Origin of the sequence: Catenulispora sp. GP43 (genome assembly GCF_041260665.1) — a bacterium.
GTDB lineage: Bacteria > Actinomycetota > Actinomycetes > Streptomycetales > Catenulisporaceae > Catenulispora.
In genome coordinates this window covers 163,974-178,563 of the sequence record NZ_JBGCCT010000015.1, presented here as the reverse complement: position 1 = coordinate 178,563, position 14,590 = coordinate 163,974, and the positions used below count along the sequence as shown (strand labels likewise).

Here is a 14,590-nt window from a genome sequence, read left to right as displayed (position 1 = left end):
CGGTCAGTCGAGGCCTTCGATGACGCGGAAGTCGCGCTCGACGCCGTCTCCGAGAGCGACCAGCGCCTTCTGGTAGGCCTCGCTCTCACGTGCCGCGACGGCCTGCTCAAAGCTGTCGAACTCGATCAGGATGGTGCGCTCGGCGATGCCGGCGTCGTATCCGACGACGCGTTCGCCACGGGAGAGGACTCGTCCGCCTCCGGCTTGGACGGCCGGACGGGCCAGCTCGTCGTAGGCAGCCAGTTTGTCGGGGTCTGAGATGGTGCGGTAGACGCTGACCCAGTAGCCCTTGGCCATGGAACCTCCTGTGTTCCCGGATCGCTTCGAAATCAGAAGCGCTGCTCCCAGTGTGTCGGACATCGAAGCGCCTGGCAAGGTCGGAGGAAACACAGAAAACCCCTGGCCAGTTGAGCTGCCAGGGGTCTTGCTACGGGTGCGCCGCCAGGGACTTGAACCCCGAACCCGCGGATTAAGAGTCCGCTGCTCTGCCTATTGAGCTAGCGGCGCTTGATCTTGCTGGTGTCGCGTTGACGGGTGAAACATTAGCAGATCTCCGGGGCCTTGTTGACCACGTATCCGCGGCCCCGGCGCCCTCACCCCGCGGCGCGGAAACAGCCCTTCAGGTGGTCGTCGACCATGCCGGTGGCCTGCATCAGGGCGTAGGCGGAGGTGGGGCCGACAAACTTCACGCCGGTCTTCTTCAGGGCCTTGGCCATGGCCTTGGACTCCGGGGTCTCGGTCGGGGTCTCGGTGAAGGACTTCGGGCGGCGGTGGGTGGCCGGGGCGAAGCTCCACAGGTAGGCGTCGAGGCCCTCGGGGAGGTCGCGGACGATGCGGGCGTTGTGGATCGCGGACTCGATCTTGGCGCGGCTGCGGATGATGCCGGGGTCGGTCAGCAGGCGCTCGACGTCGGCCTCGGTCAGAGCGGCCACGGCGTCGATGCTGAAGCCGTGGAACGCCTTGCGGAAGGCCTCGCGTTTGCGCAGGACCGTGATCCAGGCCAGGCCGGCCTGGAAGCCCTCCAGGCTCAGGCGCTCGAACATCGCGTCGTCGCCGTGCAGGGTGCGGCCCCACTCCGTGTCGTGGTACGCCGCGTAGTCGCCGCCCGTGCCGGCCCAGCCGCAGCGGGGGAGGCCGTCTTCGCCAGTCACCAGATCTTGCACGGGGCCCATCGTAGGCGCGGGGTCCGACAGGTTCGGGGCGATCGGGTGCTCACGCCTCGTCGGCGTGCCACTTCACCGCGTGTTCGACCAGGGCCAGCAGGACGGTGACGGTGGAGGTGCGGTCACGGGCGTCGCAGATCAGGACCGGGGTCGAGGCCGGGATGGCGAGGGCTTCGCGCAGGGCGTCCTGGCTGTAGCTGCGGGCGCCGTCGAACTGGTTCACCGCCACCACGTGCGGCAGGCCGCGGTGCTCGAAGAAGTCGATGGCGGCGAAGGCGTCGGCCAGGCGGCGCACGTCCGCCAGGACCACCGCGCCGATGGCGCCGCGGGCCAGTTCCTCCCACAGGAACCAGAAGCGTTCCTGGCCGGGGGTGCCGAACAGGTACAGGATCAGGTCCTCGGCCAGGGTGAGGCGCCCGAAGTCGAACGCGACGGTGGTCGCGGTCTTCGCGGGCACGCCGACCGTGTCGTCGATGCCGCGCCCCACCGAGGTCATCTCGGCCTCGGTGGTCAGCGGCTCGATCTCGGACACCGTGCCGACCAGCGTGGTCTTGCCCACGCCGAACCCGCCGGCGACCAGGATCTTGGCCGTGTTCTGAACGATCGTCATCGCAGCCGCCCCAGTCCCCCCGAACATAAAGATCTGGAGAATAGTAGTGGACGATGATATTCGACAGCGTATTGGCAGTCGCGCGCGGCAAGTGTAGAACGTTAGCAGGGCTCCGACACACCGCCGAAGAGCCCGGCGGCTTCGCGCAGCGCAAGGAGGGCCCATGCCCGTGCCGATCGACTACAGCGAACGCATCCCCAACAACGTCGGCCTGGCCGGCGACCGGCGCCTGCAGCGCGCCTTGGAGGGCTGGCAGCCCCGGTTCCTGGACTGGTGGCGCGACCTCGGCCCGGCCCTGCCCACGAAGGACGTCTATCTGCGCACTGCCACAGCTGTCGGCCGGGACGGCTGGGCCCACTTCGCGCACGTCCCGATGGAGCAGTACCGCTGGGGCATCTTCCTGGCCGAACGTGACCCGGACCGGGTCATCGGCTTCGGACGCCACAAGGGCGAACCGGCGTGGCAGCAGGTCCCCGGCGAGCACCGGGCCGTCCTGCAGCGCCTGATCGTCATCCAGGGCGACACCGAGCCGGCCTCGGTCGAGCAGCAGCGGGTCCTCGGCCGGACCGCGCCGAGCCTGTACGACCTGCGCAACCTCTTCCAGGTCAACGTCGAGGAAGGCCGGCACCTGTGGGCGATGGTCTACCTGCTGCACGCCTTCTTCGGGCGCGAGGGCCGCGAAGAGGCCGACCAGCTGCTGCTCAGGCACTCCGGCGACCACGACAGCCCCCGGATACTCGGAGCCTTCAACGAGGCGACCACCGACTGGCTCCAGTTCTTCATGTTCACCTACTTCACTGACCGGGACGGCAAGTACCAGCTCGGCACCCTGAAGGAATCGGGCTTCGACCCCCTGGCCCGCACCTGCGAGTTCATGCTCAAGGAAGAGGCGCACCACATGTTCGTCGGCACGACCGGCGTGCAGCGGGTGGTGGAACGGACCGCGCAGCAGATGGCCGCGCACGACACCGAGGACGTCCTCCCGTACGGCGCCATACCCTTGCCGATCATCCAACGTTATCTGAACTTTCAACTATCGGTGTCGCTGGACCTGTTCGGCTCCGAGCAGTCCACGAACGCCGGCACCTACTTCAGCGCCGGGGTGAAAGGCCGCTGGCAGGAGGCACGCCGTGACGACGACCACGTCCTGATCGGCGCCGAACGCTCGATGACAGTGGTCGAGGATGGCCGCCTGACGTCGAAGCCGGTCCCATTGCTCAACGCCCTGAATCTGGACCTCCGCGACGAGTACATCGCCGACTGCGCACGCGGGGTGAAGCGCTGGAACCAAGTACTCGCCGAGGCCGGGCTTCCGCGGCGCTTGTCCCTGCCGCACGAAGGATTCCACCGCAAGGTCGGCGCCTACGCGGGTCATCACATCAGCCCGGACGGCGAAGTCCTCGACGCCGCCACCTGGGACGCACGGTCGAAGGACTGGCTGCCGACGCCGGAGGACCGCGCGGCGGTGGCCTCGCTGATGCAGCCGGAGTACGAGCCGGGACGCTTCGCGGCCTGGATCACGCCGCCGCGCACCGGCATCAACGAGCAGCCGGTCGAGTTCGACTACGTGCACCTGGCCGAGGAGGGCATCGGATGACCGGCGTGGACTTCGACACCGCGCCGGACCGGTACCGGCACTGGACGCTGCAGATCGACGGCGCGGTCGCCACGCTCCGGCTGGCCGTCGCCGAGGACGGCGGCCTGGTGCCGGGCTACGCGCTGAAGCTGAACTCCTACGACCTCGGCGTCGACATCGAGCTCTACGACGCCGTGCAGCGGCTGCGCTTCGAGCATCCGGAGGTCCGCGCCGTAGTGCTCACCGGCGGCTTGGAGAGGATGTTCTGCGCCGGCGCGAACATCAGGATGCTGGCTCAGTCCTCGCACGCGTGGAAGGTGAACTTCTGCAAGTTCACCAACGAGACCCGCTGCGGGATCGAGGACGCGAGCGCGCATTCCGGGCAGACCTGGATCGCCGCGGTGAACGGCCCGGCGGCCGGCGGCGGCTACGAGCTGGCGCTGGCGTGCGAGCACATCGTGCTGGTCGACGACGGTTCCACGACCGTGTCGCTGCCCGAGGTGGCGCTGCTGGGCGTGCTGCCGGGCACCGGCGGGCTGACCAGGCTGACGGACAAGCGGCACGTGCGCCGCGACCGCGCGGACGTCTTCGCCACCAAGACCGAGGGCTTCCGCGGGACGACCGCGCTGGACTGGGGACTGGTCGACACGATCGCCGCGCCGGCGCGGTTCACGGCGGACGTCGCACGCGTGGCCGAGGAGGCGGTGCGCCGGTCACGCCGGGCCGAGGGGATCGGCGCCGGGGCTGAGAAAGGCATCGCGTTGACGCCGTTGGCGCGGGTCGTGACCGAGGACTCGCTGACGTATCCGTTTCTGGCGGTGCGGATCGACCGTGCCGCACGGCGTGCGGACCTCACCCTGTTCGGACCCGGCGAAGCGCCGCCCGCCGACGTCCACACTCAGGGTGCTGATTACTGGCCGCTGGCCCTGACCCGCGCGCTCGACGACGCGATACTGCGGCTGCGTACGAACGAGCCGGAGATCGGGACGTGGGTCCTGCGCACCCGCGGCTCGGTGGACATGGTCTCGGCGTACGACGCGCAGCTGACCACCCTGGCCGACGACTGGTTCGTGAACGAGGTGCGGCACTACTGCAAGCGGACGTTGAAGCGGCTGGACATGACGAGCCGAAGCCTGGTGGCGGTGATCGACCCGGGAAGCTGCTTCGCCGGCCTGCTGCTCGAGACCGCGCTGGCCGCGGACCGGCAGTACATGCTGGACGGCGTGTTCGAGGACATCGATCCGGACGCCGAGCCCGCCGTGCTGATGGTGACGGCCGCGAACCTGGCCGCGTGGCCGACGGCGAACGGGCTGAGCCGCCTGGCGATGCGCTTCTGGGGCCACGACGGCGGCCTGGAAGCCGCGGCGTACGTGGGGGAACGGCTGAACGCCGACGTGGCGGTGGAACTGGGGCTGGTGACCTACGCGCACGACGATCTGGACTTCGAGGACGAGCTCCGCCTTGCGCTGCAAGAACGGGCCGCGCTGTCGCCGGACGCGTTGACCGGGATGGAGGCGAATCTCCGCTTCCCCGGGCCCGAGACCATGGAGACGAAGATCTTCGGCCGGCTGGCCGCATGGCAGAACTGGGTGTTCGTGCGGCCGAACGCCTCGGGCCCGGACGGTGCGCTGTCGCGATACGGCTCGGGGGTGGCGGCGGAGTTCGATCATCGGCGGGTGTGACCGGGGGTGGCGTCCTCACTCGCCGTCCAGGGTGTCCCATCCCCGTTGCGCCGCCTCGTTCCATTCGGCGTGCCGCGCATGGAAGACCTCGACTGCTTTCACGCCGGACCAGTCGGCGGGCAACAGCTCGCGCGGCAGGTGCGGGTCGAGGAACGGGAAGCGGCGCCACTCGTGGACCAGGCGGCTCTGGGCGCGCAGGGCGGCCGCGTCGGTGTTGGTGTCGGTGTCGGGGGCGAGGGCGCCGAAAGCCGTGACGAATGCTTCGTATTCGGCTTCCAGGGTGCGCAGGTCCCAGGCGCGCGCGACCATCGCGGTCTGGCTGCCGACGGTGCCGTGGGCCGCGGTGAACGACATCGCGGCCTGCTCCAGGTCCAGGTCGTGCAGGACCTGCCGGGCCTCGTCCTCGCGGGCCGGGTCCGGGTTGATCCAGACGCCGGGGTCGGGGGTGCCGAAGCCGGCCCAGGTGAGCCGGGTGCGCAGGCGCTGGCGCAGATCGCGGCGGGTCTCCGGGACCGTCACCAGGAGCATGAGCCAGCGGCCGTCCCAGGCGGGCGTGGTGCGTCCGAAGCCGAAGATGCGCTCGGCGCCTTCGGTCAGCAGCCGGCGCCCCTCGGGGGTGAGTGTCCAGCGCACGCGGCGGCCGAGGCGTTCCGAGGCGATCCAGCCTTCCGCGGCGGTGCGGGCGAGTGCCTGGCGGGCGGCCTTCTCCTCGACGCCGTCCGCGCTGAGTGCTTCCACGATGGTCGAGGTCCATGGTGGGCGTTCGCGGGGGAGAACGTATTCGCCGAGGAGCGTCATCAACAGTGATCGGGCACTGAAGGTGCTCGTCTCACGACGCCGAGTCACGCGCGGCCATGCTTCGGACCCCTCCATGACGGACCACCGTACCGGTGCGCGGCGTCGATTTTCTGTGGAGCGCGCGTGTTTCCGTCGCCTGGTGATCCAAGGCTCTGGGGTCGGTGTGCCTGCGAATGTGATGGCGGTGGCCGCTGTTGGAGAAGATCTCTGACCGCTCTTGATCAAATAGCGTCGGCGTGGGCTTCGCTATGTCCGCTTTTACTGCGGATTCCGCGGCTGACCAGCCTTGACGCCCGTTACGTCCATCACTTTTCATAGCCCGAACACACGGGTCGCTCATGACCCGTGGCCGATCGGTGTGGAGGCGGTAGTCGAGTATGACCGAGATCCTGGCCCGGCCCTCGACTTCCGAGAGTGCGACATCGAGTACTCCTGCCACTGCCACTGCCACTGCCACTGCCACAGCCGGCAAGCCCGAACTGGCCCGCTCGCTGGGCCTGGTCGGCGCGGTCCTGCTCACCCTGTCCTGCCTGACCCCGGCGAGCTCGCTGTTCGTCATCGTGCCGGGCCTGTTCGCCACGCAGGGCACCGGGACCGCGCTCACGCTGGCGATCGCCGGGGTGCTGTGCGTCGGCGTCGCCTTCTGCTACTCCGAACTGGGCACCCTGATCCCCTCGGCCGGCGGCGAGTACGCCATGGTCGGGTCGCTGCTGGGCCGGGTCTCGGGCTGGCTGACGTTCTTCCTGGCCGGGGTCGCGGCGTTCATCATCCCGCCGATCATCGCGATCGGGACCGGTGAGTACCTGCACGCCGCGATCCCGGCGCTGCCGGTCAGCGGGGCGTACTCCGGGGCGTTCGTGATGGCGGCGTCGACCATCATGGGCGTCTTCGACCTGCGTGCCAACGCCTGGATCACCGGCGTGTTCCTGGTCCTGGAGGTGATCGCGGCCGGGGTGGTGGCGGTGCTCGGTTTCGCGCACACGCACCAGGGGGCCGGCGTCCTGATCCATCCGGTGGTCTCCGACGGGCACCACACCGGGGCGTTGCCGTTCGCGACCGTGATGGTCGGTCTGGCCGTCGCCTTGTTCGCCCTGCAGGGTTTCGCGACCGCCGTCTACCTGTCGGAGGAGATCCAGGAGCCGCGGCGCAACGTCTCGCGCGCGGTGCTGTGGACGCTCGGGCTCGGTGCGGTCGTGGTCGTGGTGCCGACGGTGGCCATCACCTTGGGCGCCAGCGGTGCCAGTGCGCTGACCGGCGACAACTTCGACCTGATCGGGATGGTCAAGGGCTGGAGCGATTCGGCGGTCGGCGCCTTCGTCGCGCTGTGCATCGCCGCGGCCATCGTGAACGCCGCGATCGTGATGGTGATCCAGAACTCGCGGATCCTGTTCGCCTCGGCGCGGGACAAGGCGTGGCCGGAGCCGGTGAACCGGGCGCTCGGCACGGTGTCCGGGCGCTTCGGGGCGCCGTGGGTCGCCACGCTGGCGGTCGGCGCGCCCGGTACGGCGCTGTGCTTCGCACCGGTCGACACGCTCAACGGGATCACCGGCGTCGCGGTGACCGGGCTGTACCTGATCGTCGCGGTCGCCGCGCTGGTCGGACGGCGCGGGGCGCACAAGGCGAAGAGCGCGTGGCGGATGCCGTTGTGGCCGGCGGTGCCGATCCTGGTCGTGGGCAGCCTGGCCGGCGTGCTGTTCGAACTCTGGCGCACCCAGCCCTCGGATCTTTACTGGACGCTCGGCGCGACCGCCGTGGCTGCGCTGTACTGGGTGCTGTATCTGCGGCCGCGGGCCGCGACGCGGTGGCTGATCGACGCCGACCCCGGAGCGCGGTGATCGAAGTGGGAACTCCCGGAACTGGGAAAACCCATTCCGGGAGATACCCGGATCGCTACGATGCGTAGCTATGGCGGACGACGACCAGGTTGACGCCGGGGCCGAAGCGCTGGCCAACCGGATGCTCGAGCGCACCGAGGAGTTCGCGGCGGGCGTCGCCGCCCGGATCACCGCCCTGGTTCCGGTCTACGCCGAACGGGTGTCCCCGGCCGACCTGCACCGCTCGGTCGTCGAACACTTCCGGGTGATCTTCGACGGGCTGCTGGACCCGGCCCTGGACGGCAACGCCCCGGCCGACCTCGCCGGCCGCGCCCGGGCCGCTGAGGGCGTGCCGATGTCGGCGGTGTTCGAGGCGTATCAGATCTCGCTGGCGTACATCTGGGAGCACCTGGCCGAGGCCGCCGAACGCGACGAGGTCGCCCCGCGGGTCGCCCTGCGCGCCGCCTCCGCCCTGTGGCGCCGCCTGTCGGGCTTCACCGACGTGATGTCGGACAGCTACCGCACCGAACTCGCGGCCCGGATCCGCAGCGAGGAGCAGCGCCGCTCGGCGCTGATCCAGGCCCTGCTGGAGGGGCACCTGTCCGACGCCCAGGTGTGGGAGGCCGCCGACGCGCTGCGGCTGCCGCACCAGGGCCCGTACGTGGTGATCGCCGCCCGCGTCGCCGGCGTCGGCGAACACGGCCTGACCCGCGGCATGGAGGAGGGACTGCAACGCCGCAGCATCACCTCGGCTTGGCGGCTGCTGCACGACGTCGAGATCGGCCTGGCCAGCCTCCCGCACCCCGCCGACCAACTGGACGTCCTCATCGACGCCCTGGCCGCCGACAGCGTGGGCCGCGTCGGCATCAGCCCCCTGTTCGACGACCTCACCGGCACCTCCCAGGCCCTGCGCCTGGCCCGCATCGCCCTGCGCGGCGCGGCCAGCCCCGGCAAGGTGGTGGTCTTCGGCCGCGACTCCCTGTCAGTGGCGGCGGCGAGCGCACCGGACGTGATGGCGCGGCTGTCGCGCGGGATCCTGTCCGGCCTGGAGGGCATGACGGCGGAGGACCGCGCCATCCTGTTGGACACCTTCGGCGCCTGGCTGGACCACGGCGGCTCCGCCGACGAGGCCGCGCGGCGGCTGTACGTGCACCCGAACACGGTGCGGTACCGACTGCGGCGGCTGGAGGAGCGGACCGGCCGGACGCTTTCGGACCCGCGGCATGTGGCGGAGCTGAGCCTGGCGTTCGAGGTGGATCGGGGGCAGGTCGCTTCGCTGGCGCAGGGGGATGGCGAGGACGGGGAGCGGTGAGGGTGGCCGAAAGTCGGCGAGGCAGGGTTCCGATCTGCGCCGGCTAGCAGTAACGCAGGCTGAAGCTGGTGGCTGGTGGCTGGCGGCTGGCCGATCTGGCTGGCGGCGCTGGCTCGGTTCCGATCGGCGGCGGCGAGCGCTGAGGCTGGCTGTCGCGCGAGGCAGGCAGGCCGAATGATCAGCCGGACCCTCCCCGGCCGCCACCCCCGCCGCTACCCCCGCCCCGCACCACAAAAGCCCCCGCCCGCGCAGCCGCCGCCGCAGCCGCCGCGGCCCGCTCGGCGCTCGCCGCGTCCAGCGCGTCGCCGCTGACCAGGAAGCGGTAGTACAGCGGCGCCGAGACCGCGCGGATCACCTCCGCCGCGTCAGTGTCCTGCGGGACCTCGCCGCGGGCGGCTGCCTGCTCGACGCACGGCGCCCACTCCGCGATCCGTGTCGCGTAGAACCTGTGCAGGGCGGCGGCGGTGGCCGGGTCGCCGGCCGCTGCCGTGATCACCGCCTTGAACAGAGCGCTGGAGCGGGGTTCGGTCAGGGTCTTGTGGACCAGGGCTGCGTTGGCGCGGAGGTCTCCGTCGAGGGTGCCGGTCTCGGTGCGGGGCAGGGATTGTTCCGCCATGTCGATGAGGAGGTCCGCGACCAGGGCGGCGGGGGTGCCCCAGCGGCGGTAGACGGTGGTCTTGCCGATGTCCGCGCGGCGGGCGATGTCGGCCAGGTCCAGGGCGTCGAAGCCGTGCTCGATGAGGGCGTCCTCGGCGGCGTGCAGGGCCGCGGTGCGGGTGCGGGCGGTGCGGCCGCCGGGGCGGAGGGTGCCGGGGGGTGGGGGTTCGGTGGTCATCGGGGGTATTTTAACGGCACTGTGGCTCCGTTTAGTGGGGCGGCCCGGGCGGCCCGGGTGGCCGGGGCGGTCGTTCTCCCGATCCGCGGGCTGTCAGGGTCACCGGCACCGTGATCGTCTCGGGGGCTCGTTCCGGTTCCGCCAGGCGGGCGGTCATCAGGTGCAGGGCGGCGTGCGCCATGGCCATGCTGTCCTGGGAGATCACCGTCACCGGCGGGTCGAGCAGGCCGGCCAGCGGGAAGTCGTCGAAGCCGACCAGGGCCGGGCGGTGTTCGGGCGGGACCTCGGCGGCCAGGTGGGTCAGGACTCCGAGGGTCGTCGTGACGTTGCCGGTGACCAGTGCGGTGACCGGGGGGTCCGCCGACAGGACGGCGCGCATCGCCGCGCTGATGCGGCTCTGCACGGTCTCGCCGGTGTGGACCAGCCCGGTCACCGCGCGGCCGTCGGCGCTCAGGCAGGCGCGGAACGCCGCTGCGCGTTCCCGGCCGGTGAAGATGCGCTCGTGGTCGCCGATGTACGCGATCCGGGTGTGGCCGTGGGCGGTGAGTTGGCGGTAGGCCATGCGGATGCCGGCGGTGTTGTCGGCTAAAACCGCGTCGGTCTCGGGGCCGGCGACCGGGCGGTCCACCGCCACCACCGCCAGGCCGGTCGCGATCTCCGGGGCGAGGTAGGAGTGGTCCGGGCCGATCGGTTCGACCACCACGCCGTCGAAGCCGCGCCGGGCCATCGACAGCACCACCGTGCGCTCGCGCTCGACGTCGTCCGCGGTGGACGCGGCGAAGACGGTCAGGCCAGCGGCGTACGCGCCGCGCTCGAACTCGGCCAGCAGCGGGTTGCGGGCCGACATCTCGCGGGCCGCCACGCCGATGGTGCGGCTCGTGCCGCGGCGCAGTTGCTGCGCCTGCTCGTCGGGGCGGTAGCCCAGGGTGTCGATGGCCGTCTGCACCCGGCGGGCGAACTCCGGGCCGACCGTCGGGTCCTGGTTGACCACGCGGGAGACGGTGCTCACCGCGACGCCGGCCTCGCGGGCGACGTCCACCATTGTCGGGCGTCTGGACCGGCGCCCTGAAGCCTTCGTCATGGAATATCCGCTCCACGGACCGCCGTGACCTGATCGAGACATTCGCAGGGCTTGACGATGCCCCGGACCACGCGCCTAGATTAACGCGAAAATAACGTTTTCTCAAAGCACGGCGCCTCTCCCTCCTCCCCCTCCACCGCGCGCCCACGCGGCGGAGACTCTGTCGCGAAGGAGTCAGGATGTTGTCCACGGGTATACGTATCGCGTGCGCCGGCGCGGCCGCCGCGCTCGCCCTGACCGCCTGCTCGTCGTCCTCCTCCAGTGGCGGCAGCGGCGGTAAAACGCTCAAGGTCGCCTATCAGAAGTTCGGCAACGAGATCCACGTCGACGCGCACATGCAGAAGGTGAAGGAGCAGTTCGAGGCGGCGCATCCCGGGGTCACGGTCAAACTGGACCCGATCAACGTGGCCGAGAACGACTACTACACCAAGATCGACCTGATGATGGGCTCCGGTTCCACGGCGCCCGACGTGGTGTACGAGGACACCTTCCTGATCAACTCCGACATCCAGGCCGGCTACCTGACGCCGCTGGACGCGTACCTGTCGGCCTGGAGCGACTGGTCCCAGTTCCCGGACACCGCCAAGGCCGCGGCGCGCGGCCTGGACGGCAGGACCTACGGCGTCCCGATGGGGACCGACACCCGGGCGCTCTACTACAACAAGGCGCTGCTGACCAAGGCCGGGATCACGGTGCCGTGGCAGCCGAAGTCCTGGGCCGACGTCCTGGCGGCGGCTAAAGCGATCAAGGCGGCCGATCCGGGCGTGACCCCGCTCAACGTCTACGCCGGCAAGCCCGACGGCGAGGGCAGCACCATGCAGGGCTTCGAGATGCTGCTGTACGGCACCCAGGACACGCTCTACGACAGCTCCAGCAAGAAGTGGATCGCCCCCAGCAAGGGCTTCTCCGACTCGCTGCAGTTCCTCAAGGACGCCTACAGCGGCGGCCTGACCCTCCCGCCGCAGCAGGAGCTGGACCCGAACGTCGGAAACGTGGTCGGCGGGCAGCTGCTGCCGCAGGACAAACTCGCCATCGACCTGGACGGCTCCTGGGTCACCAGCACCTGGACCGCGACCGGCGCCAAGCCCTGGCCCGAGTGGTCCAGCGCGCTCGGCGAGGCCGCGATGCCGACCCAGGACGGCGGCGGCAAGGGCACGACCAGCATGTCCGGCGGCTGGACGCTGTCGGTGACCGCGAAGTCCAAGAACAAGGACCTGGCCGCGCAGTTCGTCGAGCTGGCGCTGAACAAGGACAACTCCGCGTCCTACGACGACGCCGACGGCCAGATCGCGGTGCGCGACGACGTCGCCGCCGATCCGGCGTACCAGAACTCGAACCCCACCACGGCCTTCTTCACCGGCCTGGTCCCGGTCACCAACTACCGCCCGGCCTACCCCGACTACCCGAAGGTGTCCGACGCGATCCAGGTGGCGATGGAGGCGGTGATCACCGGACAGTCGTCGCCGGCGGACGCCATGAAGGCCTACACCAGCACGCTGAAGGGCATCGTCGGCTCCAGCAACGTGGCGGCGGGCTCCAGCTGATGGGCTTCCGCACGTCAATCGCCGGCGAGGACTTGGCAGTCGCGGCGGGGCGGATGGACTCCCCCCGCCGCGGCCGCGGCCGTGGGGACAGGGCGGCCCGAGCGGTCCGGGCCACCCGGCAGCTGCCGCTGGCGCCGGCCCTGATCATGCTCTTCCTGTTCTTCCTCGGCCCGGTCCTGTGGAGCATCTACAGCTCGTTCACGAACGCCGCGCTGACCGGCGACGGCGCGCAGAACCCGCAGTGGGTCGGGCTGGACAACTTCCGGCGGCTGTTCTCCGACCCCAACGTCACCAACGGGATCTGGCTCACCGTGGTGTTCGTGCTGGGCTCGGCGGTGATCGGCCAGAACCTGCTGGGCCTGGCGATCGCGCTGCTGATGCGCGGCCGGAACCGCTGGCTGCGCGGGACGGTCGGGGCGATCGTGGTGTCGGCCTGGGTGCTGCCGGAGGTGGTCAGCGCGTTCATCTGGTACGCGTTCCTCGGGCCGGACGGGACGTTGAACCAGGTGCTGAAGGCCTTCGGGCTCGGCGGGCAGGACTGGCTCTACAGCAGCCCGATGCTCGCCGTGATCATCGCGAACACCTGGCGCGGCACCGCGTTCTCGATGCTCGTGTACAACGCGGCGCTGGACGACGTGCCCGCCGACGTCCAGGAGGCCGCCGAGCTGGACGGCGCGACCGGCGTGCGCCGGCTGTGGTCGGTGATCCTGCCGCTGATCCGGCCCTCGATCGTGACCAACCTGATGCTGATCACGCTGCAGACGCTGTCGGTGTTCACGCTGATCTACGTGATGACCGCCGGCGGCCCCGGCTTCGCCAGCTCGACGCTGCCGGTGCTGATGTACCAGCAGGCCTTCAAGTTCTCCGAGGTCGGCTACGGCACCGCGATCTCGTTGCTGCTGCTGGCGATCGGCGCGGTGTTCTCGTTCGTGTACGTGCGCGTGTTGAAACCGGAGGCTTGAGATGGCGGCGATGGGGATCGACACGCCGCGCCGGCGCGCGGCCGGCCTGGTCGCCGCGGGCATCCTGGTGCTCGTCGCGGTGGCGTTCCTGGCGCCGCTGGTGTGGCTGGTGCTGTCGTGCTTCGACACCGCGGCGCAGACCTCGGTGAAGCTGCCGGACCATTTCAGCTTCGACAACTTCAGCGCCGTGACGAACACCGACATGTTGTGGCGGCCGCTGTGGAACGGGCTGCTGCTGTGCGGCGGCTCGGCGCTGATCACGGTGGTGATCGCGACCCTGGCGGCGTACCCGTTGTCCCGGTACCAGACGCGCTTCCGCAAGCCGTTCCTGTACACCGTGCTGTTCGCGACCGGCCTGCCGATCACCGCGATCATGGTCCCGGTCTACGGCCTGTTCGTGCGGCTGCAGCTGATCGACTCGATGCCGGCCACGGCCGTCTTCCTGGCGACCACCTCGCTGCCGTTCGCGATCTGGCTGATCAAGGGCTTCATCGACAACGTCCCGATCAGTTTGGAAGAGGCCTCGTGGGTGGACGGCGCGACGCCCATGGTCGCGCTGCGGCACATCGTGGTGCCGCTGATCGCGCCGGGCATGTCGGTGGTGCTGATCTTCACCTTCATCCAGGCCTGGGGCAACTTCTTCGTGCCCTTCATCCTGCTGCAGAGCCCTGAGAAGCTGCCCGCCTCGGTGACCGTGTTCACCTTCTTCGGGCAGTACGGGGCGGTGGCCTACGGCCAGCTGGCGGCGTACTCGGTGCTGTACTCGATGCCCGTCGTGGTGCTGTACCTGATCGTCTCGCGGGCGATGGGAGGCGCGTTCCGGTTCGCCGGCGCGGCGAAGGGGTGACGGATCCGCCCTTCGCCGTCACCGACGGCTAGGATCGGCAGCTCAACCAGTTGTCGCCGCGCCCCGGCCCCGTCGGCCCGGGTCCTTCAGTGGAGTGAGCAGTACGGACCACCCGGTCCCCGGACCCGACGAGGCCGGCGGCGGGCCAGACCCCGCCGCCGCACCCTCGCGTGCCCGCCTGGCCGGGTACGGATGGCTGCCGTGGGCGGCCGGCGCGATGGTGGCGGCGACGCAGGTGCTGATGGTCGTCCTCGGCTCCGGTCCGTGGCGGACCGTCGGAGTGGCGGGGCTGATCTTCGTGACGCTGGCGGCGATCGGCTTCGCGATGTTCGGCGAGGAGGGGAAGCGGTAGCCGGACACCCGGTA

Annotated in this window: 14 protein-coding genes and 1 tRNA gene; 8 read left to right on the top strand and 7 right to left on the bottom strand. The window is 70.3% G+C overall.

What is annotated here, in order from left to right; translation table 11 throughout:
• Positions 1-3: 3 nt before the first annotated feature.
• From ABH926_RS28640 to ABH926_RS28625, 4 genes are all read right to left on the bottom strand, one after another.
• Positions 4-297: a DUF1330 domain-containing protein gene (locus ABH926_RS28640; RefSeq protein WP_370368924.1), complete on the bottom strand. Its 294-nt coding sequence runs from the start codon at positions 295-297 to the stop codon at positions 4-6.
• A 137-nt stretch (positions 298-434) separates the two neighbouring features.
• Positions 435-507: transfer RNA gene (locus tag ABH926_RS28635), tRNA-Lys, on the bottom strand.
• An 86-nt stretch (positions 508-593) separates the two neighbouring features.
• A complete protein-coding gene (locus ABH926_RS28630; RefSeq protein WP_370368923.1) occupies positions 594-1,163 on the bottom strand; it encodes a DNA-3-methyladenine glycosylase I in 570 nt (189 codons plus the stop codon).
• Between the two features lie 49 nt (positions 1,164-1,212).
• Positions 1,213-1,773, bottom strand: coding sequence for an ATP/GTP-binding protein (locus tag ABH926_RS28625; protein ID WP_370368922.1), 561 nt, complete (start codon positions 1,771-1,773; stop codon positions 1,213-1,215).
• 163 nt (positions 1,774-1,936) lie between these two features.
• On the opposite strand from ABH926_RS28625, the gene boxB reads away from it, so the two are divergent.
• Together boxB and boxC are read left to right on the top strand one after the other, a co-directional pair.
• Positions 1,937-3,370, top strand: coding sequence for a benzoyl-CoA 2,3-epoxidase subunit BoxB (boxB, locus tag ABH926_RS28620; RefSeq protein WP_370368921.1), 1,434 nt, complete (start codon positions 1,937-1,939; stop codon positions 3,368-3,370).
• A complete protein-coding gene (boxC, locus tag ABH926_RS28615) occupies positions 3,367-5,031 on the top strand; it encodes a 2,3-epoxybenzoyl-CoA dihydrolase (RefSeq protein ID WP_370368920.1) in 1,665 nt (554 codons plus the stop codon). Before boxB ends, boxC begins: the two co-directional genes overlap by 4 nt.
• 15 nt (positions 5,032-5,046) lie before the next feature.
• Here the strand turns inward: boxC and ABH926_RS28610 are convergent, their stop codons facing one another.
• A complete protein-coding gene (locus ABH926_RS28610) occupies positions 5,047-5,904 on the bottom strand; it encodes a PaaX family transcriptional regulator C-terminal domain-containing protein (RefSeq protein WP_370368919.1) in 858 nt (285 codons plus the stop codon).
• Between the two features lie 302 nt (positions 5,905-6,206).
• Between ABH926_RS28610 and ABH926_RS28605 the strand changes: the two genes are divergently transcribed.
• Both ABH926_RS28605 and ABH926_RS28600 read left to right on the top strand, forming a co-directional pair.
• The gene (locus tag ABH926_RS28605) at positions 6,207-7,664 is read left to right on the top strand and encodes an APC family permease (protein ID WP_370368918.1); all 1,458 of its coding nucleotides are present in this window, start codon (positions 6,207-6,209) and stop codon (positions 7,662-7,664) included.
• Between the two features lie 70 nt (positions 7,665-7,734).
• Positions 7,735-8,955, top strand: coding sequence for a PucR family transcriptional regulator (locus ABH926_RS28600; RefSeq protein ID WP_370368917.1), 1,221 nt, complete (start codon positions 7,735-7,737; stop codon positions 8,953-8,955).
• A gap of 178 nt (positions 8,956-9,133) precedes the next feature.
• On the opposite strand, the gene ABH926_RS28595 is transcribed toward ABH926_RS28600, so the two are convergent.
• Both ABH926_RS28595 and ABH926_RS28590 read right to left on the bottom strand, forming a co-directional pair.
• The gene (locus ABH926_RS28595) at positions 9,134-9,790 is read right to left on the bottom strand and encodes a TetR/AcrR family transcriptional regulator (protein ID WP_370368916.1); all 657 of its coding nucleotides are present in this window, start codon (positions 9,788-9,790) and stop codon (positions 9,134-9,136) included.
• Positions 9,791-9,821: 31 nt separating this feature from the next.
• A complete protein-coding gene (locus ABH926_RS28590; RefSeq protein ID WP_370368915.1) occupies positions 9,822-10,832 on the bottom strand; it encodes a LacI family DNA-binding transcriptional regulator in 1,011 nt (336 codons plus the stop codon).
• 218 nt (positions 10,833-11,050) lie between these two features.
• On the opposite strand from ABH926_RS28590, the gene ABH926_RS28585 reads away from it, so the two are divergent.
• From ABH926_RS28585 to ABH926_RS28570, 4 genes are all read left to right on the top strand, one after another.
• Positions 11,051-12,415 (top strand): extracellular solute-binding protein, encoded by a 1,365-nt coding sequence (locus ABH926_RS28585; RefSeq protein WP_370368914.1) that lies wholly within the window; start codon positions 11,051-11,053, stop codon positions 12,413-12,415.
• Between the two features lie 53 nt (positions 12,416-12,468).
• A complete protein-coding gene (locus ABH926_RS28580; RefSeq protein ID WP_370368913.1) occupies positions 12,469-13,377 on the top strand; it encodes a carbohydrate ABC transporter permease in 909 nt (302 codons plus the stop codon).
• A 1-nt stretch (position 13,378) separates the two neighbouring features.
• Positions 13,379-14,224, top strand: coding sequence for a carbohydrate ABC transporter permease (locus ABH926_RS28575; RefSeq protein WP_370368912.1), 846 nt, complete (start codon positions 13,379-13,381; stop codon positions 14,222-14,224).
• Positions 14,225-14,318: 94 nt separating this feature from the next.
• Positions 14,319-14,576: a hypothetical protein gene (locus tag ABH926_RS28570; protein ID WP_370368911.1), complete on the top strand. Its 258-nt coding sequence runs from the start codon at positions 14,319-14,321 to the stop codon at positions 14,574-14,576.
• Positions 14,577-14,590: the final 14 nt, after the last annotated feature.